This window comes from Brucella haematophila (genome assembly GCF_005938105.1).
Classification (GTDB): domain Bacteria; phylum Pseudomonadota; class Alphaproteobacteria; order Rhizobiales; family Rhizobiaceae; genus Brucella; species Brucella haematophila.
In genome coordinates, this window is the sequence record NZ_VCPE01000010.1 from 1 (window position 1) to 25578 (window position 25578).

Here is a 25578-nt window from a genome sequence, read left to right on the forward strand (position 1 = left end):
GAAACTTGACCGTGAATAAAAACCCGAACATTAATTAAAAGGCGGGTCAATTCTCGGTGGAAAAACCGGGTCACTTCTCAGCGGCAATCAACACTCGCCATCATATTCGGCGAGCGCAACAAGGCGTTGGCGATCGAGAATCTCGACCCGGTTTGAGCGGAAGAGGACAAGCCCTTCTTCGCGCAGATCCCGCAACATGCGATTGAGGTGGATTGGCGTTAGTCCCAGCGCATCGGCCAGCTGATATTGCGTCAGTGGACAGTAATAGGAATCGGGGTCGTCAATGCAGCAGGCTTTGACCCGGTCCGACAGTTCCAGCAGCAGATGTGCGGTGCGTACAAAGGCACTGCGGCGACCGACATTGGTCAGATGCTCGATCAGCATGGCGCGTTGTCGCGACAAAAGCTCGATGAAGATCATTGCCAGACGCGGAACACGCCGGATCGCGCTTTCAAGCGAAGCCAGTGGAATTTCAATGACTTTCATCGGCGTGATGGCCGATATCGTATTGTAGCTATAGCCGTCTGCGGTGCGAAGGCCGATGAAATCGCAACGCATTGGAAAGTCGATGATCTGCCTCTGGCCGCCGGACAGATCGCGATAGACGCAGCCCCAGCCGGACACGACCATATGCACGTTTCTGACGCGCTCACCCTGTTCTATGATGACGGTATCGGTGGTAAAATTGTTTTCTGTGATGACAAGAGAAGCCAAAGCACCAATCGCATGCGCATCAAGGTCCGCCAGAATCGGAGAAGATTCCAGTAAGTCGATCAGCACCCCCACCGAAGGTGCCGCAATGCCTCTACCACTATGCATAACACTTCCGTACTAAACGAAAGATATAGTTTTATATCTTCCTACTGTTTAAGTCGCTCTTACGGACAACATAAATTTTCGAACTTGCTAACATAAATTAATGACACGATTGCTTTGAGGTAGCAATATTAGCCCATGGAATGGCGGGAATTCGTCAATATAAGTCATAAGCATCATTTAAATACCGATCTTGCGGCGGGGCAGGACCGGCGGATCACTGTGTAGGAGTTAGTAAACCTTCGTGCCGGGGAGACGCGCCGATGTTGGATGCCAGGGGTGCCAGCCTGTGGGCTGTACCGGAAGAAAGAGACAATGGAGCGGTTGGTGTCGGCGTTCTGCCGAACAGTGACCGCCATCTGCTACTCGTATGCAAAAGCAATCTGGAGCGGGAGTGCCTTTTCAACGGCCTCCTGATGAATGGGTTGAAAATGCCGGTAACGTGCTACGCCTTTGTAGAGCAGGCGAAGGCGTTCAACGGCAGTGCTGTCATTTTGCTGCATATCGGCGCCAAGCGGCTTGCCGATCCGTTCTTCTCCGAAGAAATCCGCTCCCTCGTGGAAATGTGGTCGCCATCGCCGATTGTGCTTCTCGCCGAACGTGAGGAATGGGCGCAGGTGGTGCGGGCCATGGAAATCGGCGCAAGAGGCTATATCCCCACCTCGGTCGATGTTCGTGTCTGTGTCGAGGCGATCCACCTCGCCAGCGCGGGTGGCATGTATATTCCTGCTTCCATGGCCATCAAGTCGCCGCCGCCGGATATTGATGAGGATGTGCTGGGCGAATTGCTGACCGCACGCGAAATCGAGGTGGTGCATGCGATTCGCATTGGTCGCTCCAACAAGGTGATCGCTTTCGAACTGGGCATGAGCGAAGGCACCGTGAAGGCACATGTCCATAACATCATGCGCAAGATCGGTGCTGCCAACCGGACCGAAGTGGCCTGCAAGCTGCACAATATGTACAACAGCACTTTGGGCGACGATTGAGCGGTTTCGCGTTGGATAGTGCGTGAAAACAAAACAGGCTTTGAAAACGGTGCAGACAGGCATAGGCGGTTGCTTTCTCTCCGAAAACAGAGACATTACAGGCTCGCAATTCTAACAAACTCAGCGCGGGCAAAAAATGCAGCTTACCCCTCGTCACAATGCAATTCTGGACCTTGCCCGCCGTCAGGGGCAGGTCCTGGTGGACGATCTGGCTGCGGCTTTTGATGTCACGCCGCAAACTGTGCGCAAGGATCTCAACGATCTGTGCCGCGCGCGCCTGCTGCGCCGCATTCATGGCGGGGCGCTTTATCCATCCGGCGTTGAGAATATGGAATATGAGGCGCGCCGCCGGATCGCCGCCAATGAAAAAGAATCGATCGGCAAGGCGGCAGCCGAAATCATCCCGGATGGCGCATCCCTGTTCATCAATATTGGCACCACGACCGAAGCCGTCAGCCATGCCCTGATCGACCATAGCGAGCTGATGGTCATCACCAACAACATCAATGTCGCCAATACGCTTCGTGTGCACACTTCCATCGAAGTGGTCATTGCCGGCGGTGTGGTGCGCTCGTCCGACGGCGGCATCGTGGGTGAGGCGGCAGTGGACTTCATTCGCCAGTTCAAGGTCGATTATGCCATCATCGGCGCTTCGGCCATGGACGAAGACGGCGCGCTGCTGGATTTCGATTTCCGCGAAGTGAAAGTCGCGCAGGCGATCATCGCCAATGCGCGCCACGTCATCCTCGTTTCCGATTCCACCAAGCTGGAACGCACTGCACCGGTACGAATCGGCCATATTTCGCAGATCAACACCTTCATCACCGACCGTTGCTCGTCGCAGCAGCTGCGCGATCTGTGCGCGGAACATGAGGTTGAGCTGATCGAAACCCTTAATGATAGCGGGGCGGCGACCAAAGCGGGGTAGTTTCGTTTATTTTCGCTTTGCTTTCATATTAAATAGTTTTATATTCGCTTTGGTGTTCTGAGGCGCGTCCGGTGATGCGCTTTAAAATGAATGTTCGAGCGTCTGTCTGCTGCAAGCGCTCTGAAAGCCGCTTTCAAGGTTTGCCATGGTGCAGGAAAAAATATTCGACATTTTCGTCATCGGCGGCGGCATCAACGGATGCGGCATCGCGCGCGACGCGGTTGGGCGCGGCTTTTCTGTTTTCCTGGCGGAAATGAACGATCTGGCGAGCGGCACTTCGTCCCGCGCCACCAAGCTGATCCATGGCGGCCTGCGTTATCTGGAGCATTACGAGTTTCGTCTGGTGCGCGAGGCGCTGATGGAGCGTGAGGTTCTGTGGGCCAATGCGCCGCATATCATCCATCCGATGCGCTTTGTGCTGCCCTATCATAAGGGCGGGGTGCGTCCGGCATGGCTGCTGCGGCTGGGCCTGTTCCTCTACGATCATCTGGGTGGTCGCAAGAAGCTCCCGGCGACGCGCACATTGAACATGCGTACTGATCCTGCTGCTCAGCCGCTGAAGCCGCTTTTCACCAAGGCATTCGAATATTCAGATTGCTGGGTTGATGATGCCCGTTTCGTAGCGCTGACTGCGCGCGATGCATCCGACCGTGGCGCATCCATTCGCACCCGGACAAAGGTGGTGGCCGCACGACGCGACAGTCAGGGCTGGACGGTGACGATTGAGAATACTGACACCGGACATCAGGAAGAAATTCGCGCCCGTTTGCTGGTCAATGCCGCGGGTCCGTGGGCCGACAAGGTGTTGCAGGGCGTCGAAGGTGATCGCCAGTTGCACAATGTGCGTCTGGTGCAGGGCAGCCATATCGTGGTGCGCAAGAAATTTGCCGATCCGCGCTCTTATTTCTTCCAGAACAATGATGGCCGCATCATCTTTGCGATCCCCTATGAAGACGATTTCACCCTGATCGGCACCACCGATCAGGACTATAAGGGCGATCCCGCCAAGGTGGCGATCACCGAAGCCGAAACCGATTATCTTTGCGCGGCGGCAAGCGAATATTTCGCAGAACCTGTGCGCCGGGAAGATGTCGTCTGGACCTATTCGGGCGTGCGCCCGCTCTATGACGATGGCGCAAGCAAGGCGCAGGAAGCAACCCGCGACTATGTTTTGAAGGACGATGCACCAGCCGGTCTCGCGCCGCTCATCAATGTCTTCGGCGGCAAGCTGACGACGGCGCGCAAGCTTGCCGAACATATGCTGGAAAAGATCGAGCATCATCTGGGTAAGAAAGGCGCGCCGTGGACCCATGCGGCAGCGCTGCCGGGCGGGGATTTTCAGGAAGTTGCTTTCGAAAGCGAGTTGCGGAAAATACAATCGGCTTATCCGTTTCTGTCGCCAGCTCATGCCCGCCGCCTGTTCCGCCTTTATGGAACGCGTGTTCACGAGCTGCTTGGCAAAGCCGCATCGCTCGATGATCTTGGTCTCCATTTCGGCGCTGATCTCTATCAAGCCGAGGTCGCCTATCTCCTTGAAAATGAATGGGCTTGCACGGCAGAGGATGTCTTGTGGCGGCGCACAAAACTGGGCCTGCGACTGACCGCAGCAGAAGCAGAAGGGCTGAATAATTTCATAAAAAACCGAGAAGAAGTTTCATCGCGATTTGTTGCGGGTGTATAATAGCAATCAAATGATTGTAATTTTCAATTATTCTTTTGTGTGATAGTTTAACAGAGTACTTAAAGACTTTTTATACTTGAAAATTTTTAAAACTACTTTAAGAATGCGGTGCGGATGCCGATCGACTCCTCCCGATACCATTCTGTCCGATGTATTTAGGCCAGGGTGAGATCAACTAGATTGGTTCCGCACCGTTTATCAGAGCTTGAATCAAAAAGCGGCATGTGTGTGCGAAAATGGTGATTTTCGAGTACCGGAGCGGAGCGTACTATTGGTATGTGAGCACCGGAATGCAGAAAATTGCCATTTGCAGCCACACAGGACGACTTTTGGAACAGGCGCTCAGATGATGGCCTCTCACGAGGTTCATACCGCCGACAAATACATACCTCCCAAAGACCACACCGCACGCACGGCCCGGCGAATTTTTCCGCCGGGCCGTTTTTCTGGCTGGTTTCATCGCTTTGACGATGCGCTTGCCAGTTGTGGGGGAACAGGCCATTATCACTGGGAGCGTGCCCGGCAGGACTGTTTAGCGGTTCAGTCTTCGGGGATGTTCAGGGCGAATTCAGCGGTTCCAGCCTTCCTGGGAGGAGAAAGATGGGTGCACCGCAAGAACGGGTTCATGCGGACCGGATTCTGTCCGCAATCCACACCGGCGGGTCTGCCCGCTCGGCGCTGGTAGCGTCGTGGCAACGCTCCGCCGAACTGCACAAGCTCGACCCTGCCGATCCGGGCGCCGTGCGCACGCTTTCCGAAGGGGAGTTCCGCACCGCGCATGAGCGGGTGGAGCGGCTGGTCAGTGTGGCACAGGCCAGCATGGATCGTCTTTACATGGCGGTCGGCGGCGTCGGCTGCTGCGTGCTTCTGGCCGATAGTGAAGGCGTGCCGGTGGAGCGGCGGGGAGCCGCGAGCGACGACGACACATTCTACCGCTGGGGCTTATGGACAGGCGCGGTGTGGAGCGAGGAAAGCGAAGGCACCAACGGCATCGGTACCTGCATCGTCGAACAGCGTGCGCTCACCATCCATCGCGACCAGCACTTTCATTCGCGCAATATCGGCCTGTCCTGCACGGTGGCGCCGATCCACGACCATCAGGGCCGGATGATGGCGGCGCTCGACGTGTCGTCGTGCCGTTCCGATCTGACGGAAGCCTTTGCGCAGCTCATCTCCGTGGCGGTGATCGATGCGGCGCGCCGGATCGAGGCGGAAAATTTCCGGCAGGCTTTTCCAAAGGCCCGCATCATGCTGGCCCCAAGCGTGGACCGCAGCGGCGGTGCTTTGATCGCGGTCGACAAGGACGATCTGGTGATTGGTGCGACACGGGCTGCCCGTCTGGCGTTGGGTCTCGATGATGCGGCGCTGGCAGGCCCGCTGCCCGCTGCCGATATTCTCGGCTGGAATGCCGATCCGCGCGAGGATCTGGCTGAGTCTGAACGCGGGGTCATCCTGCGGGCGCTTGCCCGAGCCGAGGGAAATATTTCCGCCGCCGCCGGACTTCTGGGCATCAGCCGCGCGACGCTGCACCGCAAGCTGAACCGTCTCAAGATCATTCGCCCACATTAGAGCCTGTTCCAAAACTCGTCCTGTGCGGCTGCAAATGGCAATTTTCTACGTTCCGGTGCTCACGTACCTTTAAGTACGCTGCGCTCCGGTACTCGAAAATCACCATTTTCGCACTCACATGCCGCTTTTTGATTCAGGCTCTTAAACCTCTCTCAAAATCACCTGACGCAACTGTCTCAATATTGCGACACATGATCTTGCGAGCGTTAAAACACGGGATGACTCTCCCCCGCTATCGCGCGATCCTCCTTATCGAAGCGCTGTACACGACAGCTGCAAATTCGTCAGGCCGTGGCGAAAAGAGTGATTTTAGAGCACCGGAGCGCAACGTACTTCAAGGTACGTGAGCACCGGAGCGCAAAAAATTGCTCTTTGCAGCCCGGCGTCACGAAGAATGCAACTGTCGTGGTGGAGGCAGCGTTATTTCGGGAGGAAGTCATGAATAAGGTTGAATTCAGCCGGACGGTGAAGCCGGCTTTTGCCAAACGTTATGGAAACTTCATCGGCGGCAAATGGGTCGAGCCCAAGTCTGGCCGCTATTTCGAGAATACCTCGCCGGTCAATGGTCAGGTTCTGTGCGAAGTGGCACGGTCTGACGCAGCGGATGTTGAAGCAGCGCTCGATGCTGCTCATGCTGCCAAGGATGCATGGGGCCGTACCAGCGCAGCCGAACGCGCGCTGATCCTCAACCGGATTGCCGACCGTATCGAAGAAAACCTGCCCGCGCTCGCTGCTGCCGAAACATGGGACAATGGCAAGCCGATCCGCGAAACCACCGCTGCCGATCTGCCGCTGGCTGTCGATCACTTCCGCTATTTCGCCGGTGTCATCCGCGCACAGGAAGGCGGCATTTCGGAAATCGACCACGACACGGTCGCCTATCACTTCCATGAGCCGCTGGGCGTTGTCGGCCAGATCATTCCGTGGAACTTCCCGATCCTGATGGCGGTTTGGAAGCTGGCTCCGGCACTCGCCGCCGGCAATTGCGTGGTGCTGAAGCCCGCTGAACAGACCCCGGCCTCGATCCTCGTCCTGATGGAACTGATTGCCGATCTGCTGCCTGCAGGCGTGATCAATGTCGTCAATGGCTTCGGTCTTGAAGCGGGCAAGCCGCTGGCATCCAGCCCGCGCATTGCCAAGATTGCATTCACCGGCGAAACCACGACCGGTCGTCTCATCATGCAATATGCCAGCCAGAACCTCATTCCGGTTACGCTGGAACTTGGTGGCAAGTCGCCCAACATTTTCTTCAAGGATGTGGCTGCGGAAGACGACGATTTCCTCGACAAGGCCATTGAAGGCTTCGTCATGTTCGCGCTCAATCAGGGTGAGGTCTGCACCTGTCCGAGCCGCGCTCTTGTCCATGAGTCGATCTACGACAAGTTCATGGAAAAGGCGCTGAAGCGTGTGGAAGCCATTGTGCAGGGCGATCCGCTCGATCCGGCAACGATGATCGGCGCGCAGGCTTCGAGCGAGCAGCTTGAGAAAATCCTCAGCTATCTCGACATCGGTCGTCAGGAAGGCGCGGAAGTGCTGACCGGCGGTGAACGCAATGTTCTGCCGGGCGATCTGGCTGGCGGCTATTACGTGAAGCCGACCGTGTTCAAGGGTAACAACAAGATGCGTATCTTCCAGGAAGAAATCTTCGGACCGGTCGTGTCCGTTGCGACCTTCAAGGACGATGCGGAAGCACTGTCGATTGCCAATGACACGCTCTATGGCCTCGGCGCCGGTATCTGGACCCGTGACGGAACGCGGGCCTATCGCTTCGGTCGCGCTATTCAGGCTGGCCGTGTGTGGACCAACTGCTACCATGCCTATCCGGCCCACGCGGCCTTCGGTGGTTACAAGCAGTCGGGCATCGGTCGCGAAAACCATCTGAAGATGCTGGAGCATTACCAGAACACCAAGAACATGCTGGTGAGCTACAGCCCGAAGAAACTCGGCTTCTTCTAAGCCCTGACCGACTGCGAAAAGTGATGCGGGGAATTAACGTCTCCGCATTGCGTCTAATCAAAGCGTATTTACGTCTTCCATGTCAGTATTGCGTTGGAAGAACGGCATCGGTTCACCCTCCCAGGGGACTGCGAAGGGGCCTGGGCGAAAATGCCCGGGCAACCCTTGAATGGTCCTGCAAGTCGCCATTGCGTGGCGGGCTGGACGCGGCACCCGGGTGCTCCATATTCCTGTTACTCATTTCTTCCATCCCGTTTCGGGAAGCAGCTTGAAAGAAACTCAATTCGATAACGAAGGAGAGACTTCATGGCCAAGACAATGAAAGCGGCAGTGGTACGAGCATTTGGCAAGCCGTTGACGATCGACGAAGTGCCGATACCGGAACCGGGACCGGGACAGATACAGGTCGCCATTCAGGCTTCCGGCGTCTGCCATACCGATCTTCATGCCGCCGAAGGCGACTGGCCGGTGAAGCCCAATCCGCCATTTATCCCCGGACATGAGGGCGTGGGTTTCGTGTCGGGCGTGGGTGCTGGCGTCAAGCATGTGAAGGAAGGCGACCGCGTCGGCGTTCCGTGGCTTTATACGGCCTGCGGTCATTGCCGCCACTGCCTCGGCGGTTGGGAAACCCTGTGCGAGGAACAGCTCAATACCGGCTATTCGGTCAATGGCGGCTTTGGGCAATATGTGGTTGCCGACCCGAATTTCGTCGGCCACTTGCCGAAGAATATCGATTTCAATGAGATCGCGCCGGTGCTCTGTGCCGGTGTCACGGTCTATAAAGGCCTCAAGGTAACAGACACCAAACCGGGCGACTGGGTGGTGATCTCCGGCGTTGGCGGTCTCGGCCATATGGCGGTGCAATATGCCAAGGCGATGGGAATGAACGTTGCCGCCGTTGATATCGACGACAAAAAACTCGAACTGGCGCGTAAGCTTGGCGCGACGGTGACCGTCAATGCCAAGACCAACAAGGATCCGGCGGCCTATATCAAGAAGGAAACCGATGGCGGCGCACAAGGCGTGCTGGTGACGGCGGTTTCGCCCATCGCGTTCGAACAGGCGCTGGGCATGGTGGCGCGCGGCGGCACGGTGTCGTTGAACGGTCTGCCGCCGGGCGATTTCCCGCTGTCAATCTTCAACATGGTGCTGAACGGCGTCACCGTGCGCGGTTCCATCGTCGGCACCCGGCTTGATTTGCAGGAATCGCTCGATTTTGCTGCCGACGGCAAGGTCAAGGCGACCATCCGCACCGAGAAACTGGAAAATGTTAATTCCATCTTCGATGATATGCGCAAGGGCAACATCGAAGGCCGCGTCGTGATGGATCTGACGCAGTAAAGCGTGCAGGATAGGCTTTACATGTTCTGAACGGGCGGACCTGTTTCGCCCGTTCTCATGCGAGGGAGGAGAGAATGTTGCAAGAAAACCCGCAAAAGGGTTCTGCGAGGAATCCCGAAACGAGCGCTGGAGATGATGGCAAGGGCCAGGTCAGCGCCACGCCTGCCGCGCTGGATCTCATCGCCGAATTGCAGGCGGAATATGGACCGATCATGTTTCATCAGTCGGGCGGCTGCTGCGACGGTTCTTCACCGATGTGCTATCCGCAAGGCGAGTTTGTCGTCGGAGACAACGATGTCAAACTGGGCGAAATTGGCGGCGCGCCGGTCTATATCAGCGGCCCGCAATATGAAGTCTGGAAGCACACTGAACTCATCATCGATGTCGTTCCGGGGCGCGGGGGCATGTTCTCGCTCGATAACGGGCGTGAAGTGCGTTTTCTGACGCGCTCCCGCATATGTTCCATTCCCTGAAGCGTTTGGCCTTTTCGTTATCCGACGAACAGGCTAGTGGATTGAATTTGACGTTTGAATCCCGACTGACGCATATGCTGTTTCAAACGTCAAATTCGAAAAATCCACTAGATACATATACTTGCTAGTGGTCTTTTTGATTTCAACATTTGCTTAGCGCTTGTGCCGAGGGATGCAAATGTTGAAATCAGACCACTAGAGCATTTCCAACAAAAGCGTGTAGCGGTTTTGTGTTTGGGAGTGCGCAGAAGTAGCGAACGCTTCGAGGAGGAAGACGATCCCATATGGCTGCAACAGGCAAAAGAGCGACGATACACGATGTGGCGCGTCTGGCAGGCGTGTCGATCAAGACCGTTTCGCGTGTTTATAACGACGAACCGAATGTGCGCGAGGCGATCCGCGAAAAGGTGCGCGAAGTGGGGCAGGAACTGCGCTATCGGCCCAATGCGGCGGCGCGCAACCTGGTGGAGCGACGTTCGCATCTGATCGGTCTTTTCTTCGAAAACCCCAGTTCCAGCTATGTGACGGAATTGCAGATGGGCGCGCTGGAACGCCTGCGCGGTACGCGCTATCGCCTGCTGATCTTTCCGGTCGAGAACCGCGCCGATATTCGCGGCGCGCTGATCGAAACCGCCCATGCGTCAGGCCTCGACGGCATCATCGTGACGCCGCCCATGTCGGACGATCCGGAAATTTTGCAGGAGCTTTCAGCCTCGGCCATGCCGTTTGCGCGTGTGGCGGGCGACGTCAATGTGCATCCGACCGACAGTGTTTCCATCGACGATGAAGCAGCGACCGTCGATCTGATGGAGTATCTTCTGAAACTCGGTCACAGGAAGATTGCCATCATCATCGGCGACCCGACCCATCGTTCCGCGGAATTGCGGCTGGCCGGTTATCGCCGGGCGCTTGAAGCGGCAGGGATCGAGCGCAACCCCGATTATGAAGCGCAGGGCGGCTTCAGTTTTGCCAGCGGTCTTGTGGCGGGAAAGAAACTTCTGTCACTCGAAAATCGCCCGACGGCGATCTTCGCCTCCAATGACGATATGGCGGCGGCGGTGGTGCAGATGGCGCATGACCACAAACTGTCCGTTCCGCGTGATCTCACCGTGGTCGGTTTCGATGACAGCTCGATTGCCAGCATGGTATCGCCGCAGATCACCACCGTGCGCCAGCCGATCTTCGAAATGACGCGTGGCGCAGCCGATATGCTGTTGAACCATATCGAGAACGGCCAGACCTCACCGGCCCGAAAGATCGACTACAAGCTGATCATTCGCCAGTCTGCCGGCAAGGCGCCGGCATAAACACCGCGATCAGCTTTGTGAAGGGGCCGGGAAAAACCGGTCTCGCGCATAGCTGCTGCCAAAGATCATGTCATATTGCAGCATCTGGTAGTCGCGCAGGAGCGGCGCGAATGGCGGGCGCTGCTGCCAGCCTTCATCGGCATTTTCATCGCCATCGAACACGGCATGCGCATCAACAACGCGATACTGGTCGTGCAACTGACGCAGGAAGCCGGTGTAATAGGGATGCTGCATCCCGGCCATTTCGAGAATCTGCATCGGCAGGAAAGCCGGGCTGATCGTGCCGGTGCCGCGTTCTGCGCCGCGCTTGTTCGACCACAGCACCAGCGGCGTTTCATGCTGGAGAAGCATGTCGGCGGCAGGCGCAATGCGGCTTGCGACGCGATCCTGCATGAAGCCGGTTTCGGTATAGACCGGGCCGAGCGGTGGCAGATGATCGCCGAAGAACACCAGAATGGTCTCGCGTTCGCGCTTCGACGCCCAGTCCATCAGACGGGCGAGGCTGACATCGGCATCCATCGCCCCTTGCGAATAGCTACGGATCGACTGGCGCACAGCTTCGCTGGCGTCGGTCTGCACATCGAGCTTCGAATCCGGATAGCGGTTGGCCTCATAGGGGCCATGGCCTTGCAGCGAAACAGCGAAGAAGAAAAACGGATCTTGCTGCTCGTCTGCCTCGCGAATGATCTCGGTGGTCAGCGCATCGTCCGAGGCAAGCGTGCCGCGCTTTTCCAGCGGCGGCATGTTTTCTTCCGACATGAACTTGTCGAAGCCCATGTTTTCATAGACGGGACCGCGGTTCCAGAACCACTGGCGATAGGGATGGATTGCCCGCGTTGCATAGCCCTGTTCCTTGAAGAAGCTTGCAAGCGAAGGCAGCGGACGGCGAATATATTGCTGATAAGGAATGCTACCCGAAGGCAGGAATGCCTTTGAAAAGCCTGTCAGCGCTTCAAACTCGACATTGGCGGTCATGCCGCCGAATTCCGGCGAGAACACATAGCCGGATTGTTCTGCGCGCACGGTCGGGATCGGATCGGCGCTGAAGGCGACGCCCGGCAGGCGGGTCGGGTCCCAGAACGACTCGCTCATGATCATGATGACGTCGGGCTTGCCGGTATCAAGCGCGGCAGGGATGAGCTGCGCTGGCGGTTCAATCGACGCCATGGTTTCCGGGGAGTAGCCTTCCGGCGCGAAGACGGTTGCCATTGGCACGTTCAAAATGAAGGCCATGGTGAAACCGTTATGCGCGTAATTTTCCTTCTGGTCCCACATGATGGGCAGAACGCGCAGGCGGTCGCGCGCCAGCGAAAAACTGGAATAGTCGGAAATGAAAGCGAACCAGCCGAGCAGCGGCAGCGCGAAGGCCAGACGAAGCGCGCGCCCTTTCCAGGGAATACGGTCGAAACGACGCCACCAGAAAAGGCTCGCGGCAATCAGCAGTGCAGCGCTGGCAATCAGGAGAATGGCGATGCCGACAGCGCTCCACGGACGCTCACGCACCAGAAGCGGCAGCAGATCGACGATCTGGCGGGCATAGAGAAAATCGCTCGGATAGAGCGGGTCGCCGAGATAGAGGCTTTTTTCACGCGCCGTCGTGGCAGCAATCAGCGCCAGCGGTCCCACCACGAAGAGCCCGTAATGGATACGCCCGAAAAGCGCGTCGCTGGCGGTCAGTACCACGACGAAGAAGGCAACCGTTGTCCATGCCGGCTTGTGCGGGGTGCGAAAAAACTCGATGGCTTCGGCAAAGGAACCGCGGAAAATCCATTCGACGGAGAAGACGAGCAGAACGGACAGGACGATGGAGGCAAGCGCAACCCAGACGAAGCGCACCGGCCACGAGACATGCGAAGCGCCGAAAATGGCCGCATCGCTCCAGCGACGTTCGCCCGCGTTTTCCACTACTCCAGACATATCTTACCCGCTACTATTTCCTAATATGAGAAATTTCGTGTCACATTTCTGTCATGGAAATGTCAAGCCACGGTTGAGCGGCGGGTGATACCGGACGTGATCTGAATGCAGAATGAATAGAAAAAGCCCAATAAAAATAGGGCCGGAAGTGATTCCGGCCCTGTTCTTTAGGCGGTGACTATATTCGGGGTCTAGAGGACGTCCTCAAGACCCTTCGTCAGTTCCAGCGCCTGCCGTTCGAACAGACGACGGTAGATGCCGCCCGGCTTGCGGATCAGCGCATCGTGGTCGCCTTCCTCGATGATCTGACCCTTGTCGAAGACCAGCAACCGGTCGAGTGCGCGCACCGTCGAAAGCCGGTGAGCGATGACGAGCGTGGTGCGCCCGACCATCAGGCGTTCCATCGCCTGCTGGATCAGCACTTCCGATTCCGAGTCGAGGCTTGACGTCGCCTCGTCGAGGATCAGAACTGGCGCGTCGGCCAGAAACGCCCGGGCAATGGCCACGCGCTGGCGTTCACCGCCCGACAGCTTCACGCCGCGTTCACCCACCAGTGTCGCATAGCCCTTCGGCAGCCGGGTGATGAAGTCATGCGCGCTGGCAAGGCGTGCCGCTTCCTCAATCTGGCCTTGCGTCGCGCCGGGGCGGGCATAGGCGATGTTTTCGGCCAGTGTGCGGTGAAACAGGATCGGCTCCTGTTGCACGATGGCAATCTGCGACCGCAGCGACGCCTGGGTGACCTCGGCAATGTTCTGACCGTCAATGCGGATGGCGCCGTCCGTGACGTCGTAAAGCCGCTGGATCAGCTTCACGAAGGTGGTCTTGCCGGAGCCGGAATGGCCGACAAGGCCAACCCGCTCGCCCGCATCGATCTTGACCGAGAAGTCGCGGTAAAGTGCGTCTTCATGGTTGCCATAATGGAACGTGACGTGATCGAAGGTGATCTCGCCAGCACCGATCTTGATGGCGGGAGCGCCAGACCTGTCAGCAATGCCATAGGGATGTGCCTCGATATCGACCAGTTCTTCCATGTCGTTGACCGACCTTTGCAGGTTGCGGATATGCATGCCGACATCGCGCAGATAGCCCTGCAACATGAAGAAGGCTGTCAGAACGAAGGTGATGTCGCCTGCCGTGGCCTTGCCCTGGCTCCAGAGATAGAGCGCAAAGGCAATGACAACACCGCGCATGACCAGAAGGTTCGCGCCCTGAATGAAGCCGTTCAGCGTGCCGATCAGCCATGTGCGGCGCGTGCGACTGCGCCACTTGGTGACGACCCTGGACAGACGAACATCTTCACGGCTTTCCGCGCCAAATGCCTTCACGACAGCATTGCAGGAGATGGCATCGGCCAGCGAGCCGCCCATGCGCGTGTCCCAGCTATTGGCAAGCGTTGCGGCAGGGGCGACGAAGCCGAGCGAGATCACGATGGTGCAGACGATGAACAGCACAGAGCCGATGGCAACCAGCAGCCCCATCAGCGGCCAGTACCATGACAGAAGCACTACCGAACCAACCAGCATCAGGATTGACGGCAACAGCGCCACGATCAGCGTGTCATTGAGCAGATCAAGCGCCCACATGGCGCGCGAAACCTTGCGGACTGTTGATCCGGCAAAGGCATTGGCGTGCCAGTCGGTCGAAAACCGCTGCAACTTGTGGAACGAGCTTGCCGCCATGTCGCTCATGATCTTCAAAGTGAAGTCGGTGATGACATAGAAGGTGAGCTGGCGGGTGATCAGCGCCAGCGCGCCCAGCGCCAGCAGCACGACAAGCGCCTGAATGGCGGCATCCCATGCACCGTTATTGCCAAGCGAAAGCGCATCGACCAGCCGCCCTGAATAGAGCGGGGTCAAAACATCTGCGGCTGTTGCAAGCAGCATGCCGATTATCATCAGCGCCAGCCGCAAGGGCTGACTTCGCCAATGGCTGAAAGTGTAGCCGAGGACATTGCGGAACGCAGGTCCCCGGAAATCTAAACGAAACCGAGTCATATCCATATTACCAGCCTGTGCTCGCGCGCAGAACGGGCCCTTGATTGAGAAAACAAAACAGTCGGCTCCCGGAGGAGCCGCGAACAGCGATGCTTTTGGAAAGATGCTCCGAAGGAGCGATTTTAGCCCGCGAGGCGGGCCGCGGACCTAGCGATTAGAGGCGCCCGCGAAAACACTGGGCACCATTGGGAATGGATAATCGACACGCATCTCATACCTCCTGCCAGTGTTTCAGATGGCTGCACAATAAATGAGCAAAATCGTTTGCCAAGGCCTTAAATGCAATTTCTGGTTCGCAATGTGTGGGGTGTGGCAATTTTGCAAGAATGTTGATTTTGGGATTTTAAAAGTAATACTTTTCACATTTTCTGCTAAAAGCCCGTTGCAACCTTGCATTCGCTGGTTCGATGCGCGAATGAAAGTGAGATATATCAGAGCCGCACGGCTGATATCGGGAGAGAGAGTTCATATGACAATTCATCAGAATCTGATCGCTGGCGAGTGGGTTGGCGGTGACGGCACTGCCAACATCAATCCGTCCGACACCAATGATGTGGTGGGCACCTATGCCCGCGCGACGGCTGAAGACACGAAAGCGGCGATTGCAGCTGCGAAGGCCGCTTTCCCGGCCTGGTCACGTTCCGGCATTCTGGAGCGCCATGCGATCCTGCGTAAGGCAGCTGACGAGATTCTGGCGCGCAAGGACGAGCTTGGCCGTCTCCTGTCGCGTGAAGAAGGCAAGACGCTTGCCGAAGGCATCGGCGAAACCATCCGCGCCAGCCAGATTTTCGATTTCTTCGCAGGCGAGTGCCTGCGCCTTGCCGGTGAAACGCTGCCTTCGGCGCGTCCGGGCATCGGCGTGGAGGTCACCCGTGAAGCTGTTGGTGTCGTCGGTATCATCACGCCGTGGAATTTCCCGATCGCCATCCCGACTTGGAAGATTGCGCCCGCACTCTGCTACGGCAACACCATCGTCTTCAAGCCAGCCGACCTCGTGCCGGGCTGCTCCTGGGCGATTGTCGATATTCTGCACCGCGCCGGACTGCCGAAGGGCGTTCTCAACCTCGTTATGGGCAGGGGTTCGGTCGTCGGCCAGACCATTCTGGACAGCGCCGATGTTCAGGCAGTGACCTTCACCGGCTCGACCGGCACGGGCAAGCGCGTTGCCGCTGCCTCCATCGAGCACAATCGTCGCTTCCAGCTTGAAATGGGCGGCAAGAACCCGGTCGTCGTTCTGGATGATGCTGATCTCAATGTCGCGGTTGAATCCGTGGTCAATTCGGCCTTCTTCTCGACCGGCCAGCGCTGCACCGCATCCTCGCGCATCATCGTGACGGAAGGCATCCACGACAAGTTCGTTGCTGCTGCCATCGAAAGGCTGAAGGGCGTTGTGGTCGACAATGCGCTGAAGCAGGGCACGCATATCGGCCCGGTCGTTGACGAAAGCCAGCTTCAGCAGGACATGGACTATATTGAGCTTGGCCGCAAGGAAGGCGCGAAGCTTGCTTTTGGTGGTGAACGCCTGAACCGCGAAACGCCGGGCTTCTATCTCCAGCCAGCACTTTTCACCGAAGCCACCAACCAGATGCGCATCAGCCGCGAGGAGATCTTCGGCCCGGTCGCTTCGGTCATCCGCGTCAAGGATTACGAAGAAGCGCTGGCCACCGCCAACGATACGAACTTCGGCCTGTCGTCGGGCATCTGCACGACGAGCCTGAAATACGCCACGCATTTCAAGCGCAATTCGGAAGCGGGCATGGTGATGGTCAATCTGCCGACCGCCGGTGTCGATTTCCACGTGCCGTTCGGCGGGCGCAAGGGTTCGAGCTATGGTCCGCGCGAGCAGGGCCGCTACGCCGCCGAGTTCTATACGACGGTTAAGACGGCCTATACGCTGGCCTGACACTACAGTTGCAAATTCGTCAGGCCGGCATCACGAAGAATGCAGCTGTAGTGCTAATGGCGGTCTGAAGGAATGTGAAAACCGGCGGAGACCCCGCCGGTTTTTTTATGCGGTTTTTTTCGGCCAGGCGGCAAGCTTGCGGGCGAAATGCGACACCGTGCCGTGCAGCAGCATGGTGAAAGCCGCCAGCACGAACAGGCAGGCGAACATCAGATCCACCTTGGCGCGTCCATTGGCGAGCAGCATCAGATAGCCGAGGCCCTTCGATGCGCCCACCCATTCGCCCACCACTGCGCCGATGGGCGCATAGACGGCGGCAAGGCTCAGGCCCGACGCCAGTGAGGGAAAGGCGGAGGGGATGCGGATGCGAAACAGGATCGCCATGCGTCCTGCGCCCAGAATTTCCGCCGCGTCGATCAGGCTGCTATCGGTACGCCGCATGCCGTCGAAGAAGGTGGAAACAATGGGGAAGAAGATCATCAGCACCGTAACCGCGATCTTCGATGCAGGACCGTAGCCGAGCCACAAGGTTAAAATCGGGGCGAGCGCAAAGATCGGGATCGCCTGACTGAACACCATGGCGGGCATGACAAGCCGCTGCGCCAGCGGCGACATCATCAGGCAAATCGCGGTCGCGATGCCGACCGCACTGCCAAGGACGAGACCGCCCAGAACTTCGCCAATCGTGGCGGCGGCGTTTTCAGTGATCAACCCGGCATTGGCGATCAGCGCCTGCACCACATCCAGCGGGCCGGGCAGAATGAAACGCGGCATCTGGCCGATGCTCACCACCGTCTGCCAGATGGCCAGCGCCACCGCCGCTGACAGCAAGCCGTCGGCGATGCGCCTTGTGCGGGAACGATTTGAAATCGTAGCGTCCAACTAAGCCACTTTTCCTGAAACTGCTTTCAACCCCATCGACCAGAACTCGGCTTCGAGCCTGCTTGCGGTGGCAAAAATCTGGCAGAGTCTTGGCCAGCGCGGGCTTTTCTCGAAGTCGTCGCCGATGCGGTCTTTGGCAGCCTGATCAAACAGCTTGCCGACCGTGTGGCACATGTCCTGATATTCGGCCCCCGCATAGGTATCGATCCACTCCTGATAGGGCGTGCCGGGCAGGGCGGTCACGGCGAGATTGAGGCCGATCTCGCCATAGCCATGCGCGCAGGGCACAAGGGCGGTCAGGAGATCAAGGAAGTCGCCCGCCTGTCCGCAATCGAGCACATAGCGCGTATAGGCTAGATTTTCCGGCTCTTCCTTCGTCGCGTAAAGCTCGTCTTCGCTGATCCCCTCGCGGGCGCAGATGCTGACATGCAGCGGCAGCTCCATATGGGCGAGACCATGCATGATATCGGCGCAGAGCCGGGTTTCCTGTAGCGTATTGGCCTTGACGACACCAAGCGCAAAGGCGCGCGCATAGTGGTGCAGATAGACATAATCCTGACGGAGATAATGCAGGAAGGCGGCTTTCGGCAGCGTGCCATCACCCAATCCGCGCACGAATTCATGCTCGATATAGGGCTTCCAGTCGCCAGGCGTCGCGGCGCGCAGGCGCGTGAACAGTTCGGATGAATAATGCGGCTGCGGCTGGCTCATGACTTGCTCCCTTCGGCGTTGACGTCGATGGCGAATTTCTCGACCGGCAGGATGGAGGGCACCAGATTGTTTTCCTTGAGATAGGCCTCATAACGCTGCCAGCGACCATAATCGAGGCTTGCGGGGGAGCGCGAAAAGCGCGCGACAGTGTCTTTCCAGGCGCGCTGGTTCAACTCGTCCTTGAGTTCGGTGCTATAGGATGAAAACAGCTCATAACCCTTGTCCGGGTGATTGACGATATATTGTGCGGCCTTCTCGGTGGCCGAGAGGAAGCGCGAAATCTTGTTCTTTTCCGCCGCGTCCAGCTTGTCGGAAGCGGCGACATAGACCAGCTCGTCATAAACCGGCACGCCTTCTTCCTCGACAAAGAAGCATTTGCCGGGCACGCCTTCGACGGCCAACTGGTTCAGTTCGACATTGCGGTAAGCGCCCATAACCGCATCGACCTGCTTCGACATCAGCGATGGCGCCAGCGAGAAATTCACATTGATCAGTTCGACATCGGACAGTTTGACACCGTGCTGGCCGAGAATGGTGCCGAGCAAAGTTTCCTCGGTTCCGGCGACCGAATAACCGATCTTCTTGCCCTTGAGATCGGCGATGGAATTCACCGATCCGTCGTCGCGGGTCATCAGGCAGTTGAGCGGTGAGTCGATCAAGGTGCCGACGCGGATAAGCGGCAAGCCTTCATGCACCTGAAGATGCACCTGCTGCTGATAGGAAATGGCGAGGTCAGCCTGTCCCGCCGCCACCATCTTGGTGGGCGTCGAGGCATCGGCAGGCGCGACGATATCCACGTCCAGCCCGGCATCCTTGAAGTAGCCGAGCTTGTCGGCAACGATGATGGGGCCGTGATCCGGGTTCACATACCAGTCGAGAATGAGCTTTAGCTTGTCGTCAGCGTGAGCGGCGGTGGCAGCGGTGAAAGCGAGGCCGAACAGGGCGGCGAAGACGGTCTTTTTCATTTGCGTTGCCTTTCCATGGGAGTCTGCTCCAGAGCGTGGCCTGCATAAGCGCGGGTGGTTTCGATCCATTGGCGCAGGCGGCTTTCGGGGTCGGCATTGAGGGTGATGTCGGTGACGACGGAAACGATATCGGCACCCGCTTCAAAAACGCCCGGTGCGCGTTCGACGCTCATACCGCCGATCCCGACCAGTGGAATGTCGCCAATCCGCGCCTTCCATTGGCCAAGGCGGGGCAGGCCCTGTTCGTGCCATTTCATCTTTTTCAAAATGGTCGGGTAGATGGGGCCGAGCGCGATATAGTCAGGCTTTACCGACAGGGCACGGTCCAGTTCCGCCTCGTCATGGCTCGAAACACCCAGTTTCAAACCACCGGCGCGAATGGCGTCAAGATCGGCATCGTCGAGGTCCTCCTGTCCGAGATGGATGAAGTCGCAACCTTCCTCCAGCGCCAGCTTCCAGTAGTCGTTGACGATCAGCTGGCAGTCATGGGCAAGGCAGATTTCGCGTGCGGCGCGGATTTCACTGCGCAGCTCCGGCTCGGTCTTGTCCTTGGCGCGCAGCTGCACCAGTTTGACGCCGAGCGGCACCATGCGCTCCAGCCACTGTGCGCTGTCGAAAATCGGGTAGAACGGATCGAGGGCCATTACAAAAATGCCTTTCCGAGAAGAGGGGTTGATGGCGCGGCCATGTCGCGCGCTTCGATGGCGTCCGCTTCGAAAGCGAGCCGTCCGGCTTCAACCGCCAGTGCGAAGCCGCGCGCCATGGCGACGGGATCGCCAGCCTTGGCGACAGCGGTGTTGATGAGCACGGCGTCATAGCCCAGTTCCATCGCCGCAGCCGCATGGGACGGCACGCCGATGCCGGCATCGACAACAAGCGGAATATCGGGGAAATGCGCCCGCATGGTCTTCAGCGCATATGGATTGTTGAGGCCACGACCCGAGCCGATAGGCGCCCCCCAGGGCATCAGTACCTTGCAACCGGCTTCAATGAGCTTTTCCGCGACGACCAGATCGTCATTCATATAGGGAAAGACCTCAAAGCCATCGTCGCAGAGTATGCGCGCTGCTTCGACAAGACCGAACGGGTCGGGCTGCAACGTGTCGTGGTCGCCGATCACTTCCAGCTTGATCCAGTTGGTGCCGAAGATTTCACGCGCCATTTTGGCGGTGGTTACCGCTTCACGCGGCGTGTGGCAGCCTGCCGTATTGGGCAGAACGGCGACGCCCAGCTCGCGGATCAGCGCCCAGAAGTCCTGTCCGGCGCGCGCATCACCGCTTTCGCGACGCAGCGACACGGTGACGATATCGCTTTGCGAAGCGCGCACCGCATCGGCCAATATGGCGGGCGATGGATATTGCGCCGTGCCGAGCAGCAGACGGCTTTCAAATTGTTGGCCGTAGAATTCCAGCATCTCAGCCTCCCTGCATCGGGGCCAGAACTTCGATGCGGTCGCCAGCCGACAAGGTCGCGGCTGCGCGCTCGTCGCTGGCCACGAATTCGCCGTTCAGCGCGGTTGCAACAACCGCTTCGTCCAGTTCGATCTCGGTCAGCAGCGCCGCCAGATTGGCAGCTGCCGTGGTGATGACTTCACCGTTCAGCACGATCGTCATGCATAATCCTCCACAAATTCAGGCATGGTTTCGGGCGCGGTCGCGGCCGCAACCGCCATGCGTGCCACGGCTGGCGAAAGCAGGAAGCCGTGGCGGTAAAGCCCGTTGACATAGATGGTTTTGCCACGCCGTCTCACGCGGGGCAGGTTGTCTGGAAAGGCGGGGCGCGCATCGACGCCGGTTTCGAGAATCTCCGCTTCGCCGAAGGCTGGATGCAGGGCGTAAGCCGCGCTCAAAAGTTCCAGTGTGGAACGCACGCTGATGCCACTGCGCTGATCGCTTTCGATCATCGTCGCGCCGATCATGTGCACGCCGTCGCCGCGCGGCACGATGTAGAGCGGAATGCGCGGATGCAGGAGACGCACAGGCCGCGAAAGGTTGATGTCACGCGAGCGGACAACCAGCATTTCACCTTTGACGCCGCGCAGATCGGGCAGCGCATCGCGGGCGCTAAGACCACGGGCATCAACGATGATATCCGCGTCGATCTTCGCTTCATGCGCTTCCGTATTGAGGTGGAAGACGACGCCTTTTCTTTGCAGGTTTTCGGCCAGCTCGACCAATGTCTTGCGCGGATCGAGATGGCCTTCACGTGCGAAAAACAGGCCCTGCCGGAAACGCCCGGCCAGATCGGGTTCCAGTGCATCGATGCGTTCATGGTCGATTGTGTCGAAAGCTTCCGTCCGGCGGGCGAAACGGCGCAACTCGCTGGCGTCGCGGTTGTGCGACAGAACCAGCGTGCCTTCGCGCTTGACGCCGGAGACGTGCTTTTCCCACCAGCCAATCGCTTCCTGACCGAGCCGCACCACAGGTTCTTCGGCGCTTTCGCCTTCACACCATGGCGCCAGCATGCCGCCTGCAAGCCAGGAGCAGCAGTCGGAACCGATCTGCGGGCTGCGGGCAATCACCGTGACGGCATGGCCCTGATCGGTGAACTCGGCGGCGGTGGCTAGACCGGCGACACCCGCTCCGATGATGGTGACGCGCATCACGCAATCTCCTCCGTGCGGGTTTTCCAAAGGTCATGGAAATGGTGCACCGGCCCGTGGCCGTGTCCGATCTTCAATGTGTCGGCAGCGCGGATGGCCCCTTGCAGATAGGTGTGGGCTGCAAGCACGGCTTTTTCGAGCGGCAGGTTCCGGGCAAGCTCCGCAGCAATGGCCGAGGAGAGGGTGCAGCCTGTGCCATGGGTGTTGCCGGTCAAGATACGCGGCGCCTCGACACGCAGCGTCGGCTGATCGCGGCGAACGAGCAGGTCGACGCAGATTTCGCCTTCCGCATGGCCGCCCTTCATCAGAACGGCTTTCGCGCCGAGTTCGAGCAGTGCGCGGCCTTGTTGTTCGGCGTCTTCATCATCAAGCGCCAGACCGCTGCCGAGCAGGCAGGCCGCTTCAGGCCGGTTTGGGGTCAAAAGCGTTGCGAGCGGCACCAGTTTCTGGCGCAAAAGCGCAATGGCGCTTTCGCTCAAAAGCCGGTCGCCGGACTTGGCCACCATCACCGGATCGAGCACGATGGGGCCGGAAAAATGGGCAAGCCCCCGCGCAATGGCTTCGATGGTTTCGGGCACTGAAACCATGCCGATCTTCACTGCGGCAACGTCGAGATCGCTGAAAACGGCGTCGATCTGCCCTGCGACGATGGCGGGCGGGATATCGTGCACCGCGCTCACCGTGCAGGTGTTCTGCACGGTCACGGCGGCAATGACGCTCGCGCCATAGACGCCGAGCGCCGAAAATGTCTTGAGGTCGGCCTGAATGCCAGCACCGCCGCCGCTGTCGGAACCAGCAATGGTTACACAGATTGGGGGCACAGACCGTGTCTGGCCATTGTTGGATTTGGTTCGGGAGAAACTATGTTTCTGGTTCATCGTGTCGTCTCTCATTCCGAACGGAAAGATGAGACGTCATGAACCTGTATGGAGCATAAGCTCCGAGTGGGATGAACCCTGTCCGCGACGCGTCAAACTCCGTTCCCTACGCAGGTATTACCCGGATCAGGTTCAATGGGTTAACGCGTGAACGCGCCTCTCAGCCTCTTTCGAGGCACCCCAACGAATTTTGCATCCATAGGCATAGGCCGGAAGTTTTGAGCGGTCAAGCTATCTCAAGCAGTCTCGCGCGAGGTCTGACGCTATAAAAACAAGATCATCAGAAAAAACTAAATGAGTACCTCCTTCATATATGGTTTGTTAAAACCATTGGTCGTATTCTCCCTGCGGGGAAGTGCGTCCTGGTGGCGGTCCTCGCCTGTTTGTTCGTGCCTGTCTGGTCATGAACTCATGCGGAATATGATGTTCCAGTGAGAGGTTTTGTTGGCTAATTTAGACTGACGACATGTGTCGGCTTGGGGCAAGGGGTATATGATGGCGAAGCGGAAAGCCGGTCCGACAGAGGCGGGAGGCTCCATGGCGAGCACGTCCCAGCAGGATTTCCGTATCCTTTTCACCACCCATCCGACACCAATGTGGGTCTATGACCCTCAGACCCTCGGCTTCATCATCATGAACGACGCGGCCTATGCGCTTTACGGCTATACGCCTGATGAGCTGCCGGGCATGACTGTTCTCGATATTCGTCCGCAGACCGAGCGCGAGCGCATGCTGAGCGCTGTCCGGGATCGCAGCGATCTGGAGCGCCCCGAGCGCTGGCAGCACCGGCGTGCCACGGGCGAAATCATTGAAGTCCTGACTTACGGGCGGGAAGTGCAGTTCGACGGTAAGGACGCCATCCTCGCCATCGTGCAGGACAGGACTGAACTTGCCGAGGCCAACCGGCAGGCAATCCATGCGCAATCATTGCTCGATAGCCTTGTCAGCAATCTGCCGCTCGGCGTGTTCATCAAGGACATGCAGGACGAGGGGCGTTACGTGCTCTACAATCAGGCGGCATCGCAGGCGAGCGGCAAGGCAGTCGAGGCCGTGGTCGGCTTCACCGATGCGCAACTGATGACGGATCTGGAGCGCCGCCAATATGCGCAGCAGGATCGCCAGGTGATGAGCAAAGGCGAAGCGCTCAGCGTCGAATATAAATCCCGGCATGATGATGGGACGCAGCGCATTCTGCGTGTCATCAAGAGTTCCATTCCACCGGTCGACGACGGCACACCGCGCTATCTGATCGGCTTGATCGAAGACATTACCGAACGACGCGAAATCGAGGAGCGCATGGCCCATATCGCCATGCATGACAGCCTCACGCGGCTGCCCAACCGCGCCTATTTCTCCCATCATGTCGAGGACTTGCTGAAAAAGGGCGGCGATGCGGAGCCGTTTGCGCTTTTCTATATCGACATAGATCACTTCAAGAGCATCAACGACAATATCGGCCATCAGGCAGGCGACCAGCTTTTGCAGCAGGTGGCCGAGCGGTTGCGCCAGATCACCACGAGCGACCAGTTCATTGCGCGGCTCGGTGGCGATGAGTTCGCCGTCATTTATCGCAGCGGGACCGTCGGCCAGATCGCCATGTTTGCGGATCGGGTACTGTCTGCGTTTCAGGAGCCGTTCAAGCTCGGCGACAATTCCGAATTCGTCACATGCAGCATGGGCATCGCACAAGCGCCGCTGCATGGCGACAATTCCGACGTGCTGATGCGCAATGCCGATCTTGCGCTTTACGCGTCGAAATCGAGCGGTAGGCGCACCTTCCATTTCTACCAGCATTCGCTGCGTCTGGCCGCTGAAAAGCGCCACATCATGACGAGCGAACTGCGTCAGGCGTTGCTGTCCCAACAGTTCGAACTGCATTACCAGCCGATCTTCAATCTGGAGAGCGGGCTTATTTCCGGCTTCGAAGCGCTGATCCGCTGGCGTCATCCCGAGCGCGGCATGATTTCACCGGCGGAGTTCATTCCGCTCGCTGAAGAGACCGGACTGATCGGCCCTATCGGTGACTGGGTGCTGCTGGCCGCCTGCCGCGAAGCGGTTTCCTGGCCGGAGGATATCAAGGTTTCGGTCAATCTGTCGCCGGTGCAGTTCAGCCAAAGCTCGCTTTTGCGCTCTGTCACCGATGCGCTGGATGCGGCCCGCCTGTCGCCGAACCGGCTGGAACTGGAAATCACCGAGTCGGTGTTTCTGTCCAACAGCAAGCACAATATCGAATTGCTGTTCGAGCTGCGCCGCCTTGGCGCTCGCATTGCCATGGACGATTTCGGCACCGGTTATTCCTCGCTGAGCTATCTGCGCTCGTTTCCGTTCGACAAGATCAAGATCGATCGCAGTTTCGTTTCCGGTATTGAAGCCGATACGCGCGATCTCGCCATCATCCAGGCGGTGGCAACGCTGGGCGCTGGCTTCAACATTGTCACCACCGCCGAAGGCGTGGAAACGGCACAACAGCTTGAGCGACTGAGAACCGAACGTTTCGGCGAGGTGCAAGGCTATCTGACCGGACGCCCGATGCCAGCCAGCGATGTAAAGGCCTTTATCCAGAGCAATAACGGCACCGGCCTAGCCATGCCCCCGGCGCATAATCGGCTTCCGGTCTGATCAGAAAATCCGGAAAAACGCTTCCGCATTTCTGCTTTCAAAAAAAG

The 25578-nt window shown here is 58.3% G+C and carries 21 protein-coding genes, 1 pseudogene and 1 riboswitch; of the genes and pseudogenes, 11 read left to right on the plus strand and 11 right to left on the minus strand.

What is annotated here, in order from left to right:
* Positions 1 to 87: 87 nt before the first annotated feature.
* Positions 88 to 819, minus strand: a complete 732-nt coding sequence (locus FGI60_RS15235; RefSeq protein WP_138785927.1) for a Crp/Fnr family transcriptional regulator — start codon at positions 817 to 819, stop codon at positions 88 to 90.
* Positions 820 to 1079: 260 nt separating this feature from the next.
* On the opposite strand from FGI60_RS15235, the gene FGI60_RS15240 reads away from it, so the two are divergent.
* From FGI60_RS15240 to FGI60_RS15285, 9 genes and pseudogenes are all read left to right on the plus strand, one after another.
* Positions 1080 to 1805: a response regulator transcription factor gene (locus FGI60_RS15240; RefSeq protein ID WP_138785928.1), complete on the plus strand. Its 726-nt coding sequence runs from the start codon at positions 1080 to 1082 to the stop codon at positions 1803 to 1805.
* A gap of 136 nt (positions 1806 to 1941) precedes the next feature.
* Positions 1942 to 2733, plus strand: coding sequence for a DeoR/GlpR family DNA-binding transcription regulator (locus tag FGI60_RS15245; RefSeq protein ID WP_138785929.1), 792 nt, complete (start codon positions 1942 to 1944; stop codon positions 2731 to 2733).
* A 145-nt stretch (positions 2734 to 2878) separates the two neighbouring features.
* Entirely contained in the window at positions 2879 to 4414 is a 1536-nt protein-coding gene (glpD, locus tag FGI60_RS15250) for a glycerol-3-phosphate dehydrogenase (protein WP_138785930.1), read from the plus strand.
* Positions 4415 to 5014: 600 nt separating this feature from the next.
* Positions 5015 to 5983, plus strand: a complete 969-nt coding sequence (locus FGI60_RS15255) for a GAF domain-containing protein (protein WP_138785931.1) — start codon at positions 5015 to 5017, stop codon at positions 5981 to 5983.
* Between the two features lie 34 nt (positions 5984 to 6017).
* Positions 6018 to 6129: pseudogene (locus tag FGI60_RS15260) on the plus strand (flagellar basal body P-ring protein FlgI); the annotation flags it as partial.
* Positions 6130 to 6421: 292 nt separating this feature from the next.
* Positions 6422 to 7939 carry an aldehyde dehydrogenase gene (adh, locus tag FGI60_RS15265; RefSeq protein WP_078339603.1) on the plus strand — a complete coding sequence of 506 codons (1518 nt, stop codon included), beginning with the start codon at positions 6422 to 6424 and terminating at the stop codon, positions 7937 to 7939.
* Positions 7940 to 8245: 306 nt separating this feature from the next.
* Entirely contained in the window at positions 8246 to 9280 is a 1035-nt protein-coding gene (gene adhP / locus FGI60_RS15270) for an alcohol dehydrogenase AdhP (protein WP_138785932.1), read from the plus strand.
* Positions 9281 to 9354: 74 nt separating this feature from the next.
* Positions 9355 to 9753 carry a DUF779 domain-containing protein gene (locus FGI60_RS15275; protein WP_138785933.1) on the plus strand — a complete coding sequence of 133 codons (399 nt, stop codon included), beginning with the start codon at positions 9355 to 9357 and terminating at the stop codon, positions 9751 to 9753.
* Between the two features lie 284 nt (positions 9754 to 10037).
* Complete coding sequence (locus FGI60_RS15285; protein ID WP_138785934.1) at positions 10038 to 11060, plus strand: LacI family DNA-binding transcriptional regulator; 1023 nt, start codon at positions 10038 to 10040, stop codon at positions 11058 to 11060.
* A 9-nt stretch (positions 11061 to 11069) separates the two neighbouring features.
* On the opposite strand, the gene FGI60_RS15290 is transcribed toward FGI60_RS15285, so the two are convergent.
* Together FGI60_RS15290 and FGI60_RS15295 are read right to left on the minus strand one after the other, a co-directional pair.
* Positions 11070 to 12977 carry an LTA synthase family protein gene (locus tag FGI60_RS15290; protein ID WP_138785935.1) on the minus strand — a complete coding sequence of 636 codons (1908 nt, stop codon included), beginning with the start codon at positions 12975 to 12977 and terminating at the stop codon, positions 11070 to 11072.
* 191 nt (positions 12978 to 13168) lie between these two features.
* Complete coding sequence (locus FGI60_RS15295; RefSeq protein ID WP_138785936.1) at positions 13169 to 14971, minus strand: ABC transporter ATP-binding protein; 1803 nt, start codon at positions 14969 to 14971, stop codon at positions 13169 to 13171.
* A 469-nt stretch (positions 14972 to 15440) separates the two neighbouring features.
* On the opposite strand from FGI60_RS15295, the gene FGI60_RS15300 reads away from it, so the two are divergent.
* Complete coding sequence (locus FGI60_RS15300; RefSeq protein ID WP_138785937.1) at positions 15441 to 16874, plus strand: aldehyde dehydrogenase family protein; 1434 nt, start codon at positions 15441 to 15443, stop codon at positions 16872 to 16874.
* Positions 16875 to 16979: 105 nt separating this feature from the next.
* Here FGI60_RS15300 and FGI60_RS15305 read toward each other — a convergent pair whose 3' ends face one another.
* Genes FGI60_RS15305 through thiD form a run of 8 tightly spaced genes read right to left on the minus strand, consistent with a single transcriptional unit; the run spans position 16980 to position 22912 of the window.
* Positions 16980 to 17756, minus strand: coding sequence for an ABC transporter permease (locus FGI60_RS15305; RefSeq protein ID WP_138785938.1), 777 nt, complete (start codon positions 17754 to 17756; stop codon positions 16980 to 16982).
* Positions 17757 to 18467 (minus strand): thiaminase II, encoded by a 711-nt coding sequence (gene tenA, locus FGI60_RS15310; RefSeq protein WP_078337831.1) that lies wholly within the window; start codon positions 18465 to 18467, stop codon positions 17757 to 17759.
* A complete protein-coding gene (locus FGI60_RS15315) occupies positions 18464 to 19432 on the minus strand; it encodes an ABC transporter substrate-binding protein (protein WP_138785939.1) in 969 nt (322 codons plus the stop codon). The genes tenA and FGI60_RS15315 overlap by 4 nt, the downstream gene beginning before the upstream one ends.
* Positions 19429 to 20076, minus strand: a complete 648-nt coding sequence (locus tag FGI60_RS15320; protein ID WP_138785940.1) for a thiamine phosphate synthase — start codon at positions 20074 to 20076, stop codon at positions 19429 to 19431. Before FGI60_RS15320 ends, FGI60_RS15315 begins: the two co-directional genes overlap by 4 nt.
* Positions 20076 to 20846: a thiazole synthase gene (locus tag FGI60_RS15325; protein WP_138785941.1), complete on the minus strand. Its 771-nt coding sequence runs from the start codon at positions 20844 to 20846 to the stop codon at positions 20076 to 20078. Before FGI60_RS15325 ends, FGI60_RS15320 begins: the two co-directional genes overlap by 1 nt.
* Before the next feature lies 1 nt (position 20847).
* The gene (gene thiS, locus FGI60_RS15330; protein WP_061344887.1) at positions 20848 to 21045 is read right to left on the minus strand and encodes a sulfur carrier protein ThiS; all 198 of its coding nucleotides are present in this window, start codon (positions 21043 to 21045) and stop codon (positions 20848 to 20850) included.
* Positions 21042 to 22034, minus strand: a complete 993-nt coding sequence (gene thiO / locus FGI60_RS15335; RefSeq protein WP_138785942.1) for a glycine oxidase ThiO — start codon at positions 22032 to 22034, stop codon at positions 21042 to 21044. Before thiO ends, thiS begins: the two co-directional genes overlap by 4 nt.
* Positions 22034 to 22912 (minus strand): bifunctional hydroxymethylpyrimidine kinase/phosphomethylpyrimidine kinase, encoded by an 879-nt coding sequence (thiD, locus tag FGI60_RS15340; RefSeq protein ID WP_138785943.1) that lies wholly within the window; start codon positions 22910 to 22912, stop codon positions 22034 to 22036. Before thiD ends, thiO begins: the two co-directional genes overlap by 1 nt.
* Positions 22913 to 22998: 86 nt before the next feature.
* A riboswitch (TPP riboswitch) is annotated at positions 22999 to 23105 on the minus strand.
* Between the two features lie 302 nt (positions 23106 to 23407).
* On the opposite strand from thiD, the gene FGI60_RS15345 reads away from it, so the two are divergent.
* Positions 23408 to 25531: a putative bifunctional diguanylate cyclase/phosphodiesterase gene (locus tag FGI60_RS15345; protein WP_138785944.1), complete on the plus strand. Its 2124-nt coding sequence runs from the start codon at positions 23408 to 23410 to the stop codon at positions 25529 to 25531.
* The last annotated feature ends 47 nt before the right edge of the window (positions 25532 to 25578 follow it).

Excerpts from the sequence above, each read along its gene's own strand:
- FGI60_RS15235 (WP_138785927.1), bottom strand. The coding sequence starts at position 819 with ATGCATAGTGGTAGAGGCATTGCGGCACCTTCGGTGGGGGTGCTGATC.
- FGI60_RS15240 (WP_138785928.1), top strand. The coding sequence starts at position 1,080 with ATGTTGGATGCCAGGGGTGCCAGCCTGTGGGCTGTACCGGAAGAAAGA.
- FGI60_RS15245 (WP_138785929.1), top strand. The coding sequence starts at position 1,942 with ATGCAGCTTACCCCTCGTCACAATGCAATTCTGGACCTTGCCCGCCGT.
- glpD (WP_138785930.1), top strand. The coding sequence starts at position 2,879 with ATGGTGCAGGAAAAAATATTCGACATTTTCGTCATCGGCGGCGGCATC.
- FGI60_RS15255 (WP_138785931.1), top strand. The coding sequence starts at position 5,015 with ATGGGTGCACCGCAAGAACGGGTTCATGCGGACCGGATTCTGTCCGCA.
- adh (WP_078339603.1), top strand. The coding sequence starts at position 6,422 with ATGAATAAGGTTGAATTCAGCCGGACGGTGAAGCCGGCTTTTGCCAAA.
- adhP (WP_138785932.1), top strand. The coding sequence starts at position 8,246 with ATGGCCAAGACAATGAAAGCGGCAGTGGTACGAGCATTTGGCAAGCCG.
- FGI60_RS15275 (WP_138785933.1), top strand. The coding sequence starts at position 9,355 with ATGTTGCAAGAAAACCCGCAAAAGGGTTCTGCGAGGAATCCCGAAACG.
- FGI60_RS15285 (WP_138785934.1), top strand. The coding sequence starts at position 10,038 with ATGGCTGCAACAGGCAAAAGAGCGACGATACACGATGTGGCGCGTCTG.
- FGI60_RS15290 (WP_138785935.1), bottom strand. The coding sequence starts at position 12,977 with ATGTCTGGAGTAGTGGAAAACGCGGGCGAACGTCGCTGGAGCGATGCG.
- FGI60_RS15295 (WP_138785936.1), bottom strand. The coding sequence starts at position 14,971 with ATGACTCGGTTTCGTTTAGATTTCCGGGGACCTGCGTTCCGCAATGTC.
- FGI60_RS15300 (WP_138785937.1), top strand. The coding sequence starts at position 15,441 with ATGACAATTCATCAGAATCTGATCGCTGGCGAGTGGGTTGGCGGTGAC.
- tenA (WP_078337831.1), bottom strand. The coding sequence starts at position 18,467 with ATGAGCCAGCCGCAGCCGCATTATTCATCCGAACTGTTCACGCGCCTG.
- FGI60_RS15315 (WP_138785939.1), bottom strand. The coding sequence starts at position 19,432 with ATGAAAAAGACCGTCTTCGCCGCCCTGTTCGGCCTCGCTTTCACCGCT.
- FGI60_RS15320 (WP_138785940.1), bottom strand. The coding sequence starts at position 20,076 with ATGGCCCTCGATCCGTTCTACCCGATTTTCGACAGCGCACAGTGGCTG.
- FGI60_RS15325 (WP_138785941.1), bottom strand. The coding sequence starts at position 20,846 with ATGCTGGAATTCTACGGCCAACAATTTGAAAGCCGTCTGCTGCTCGGC.
- thiS (WP_061344887.1), bottom strand. The coding sequence starts at position 21,045 with ATGACGATCGTGCTGAACGGTGAAGTCATCACCACGGCAGCTGCCAAT.
- thiO (WP_138785942.1), bottom strand. The coding sequence starts at position 22,034 with ATGCGCGTCACCATCATCGGAGCGGGTGTCGCCGGTCTAGCCACCGCC.
- thiD (WP_138785943.1), bottom strand. The coding sequence starts at position 22,912 with ATGAACCAGAAACATAGTTTCTCCCGAACCAAATCCAACAATGGCCAG.
- FGI60_RS15345 (WP_138785944.1), top strand. The coding sequence starts at position 23,408 with ATGGCGAAGCGGAAAGCCGGTCCGACAGAGGCGGGAGGCTCCATGGCG.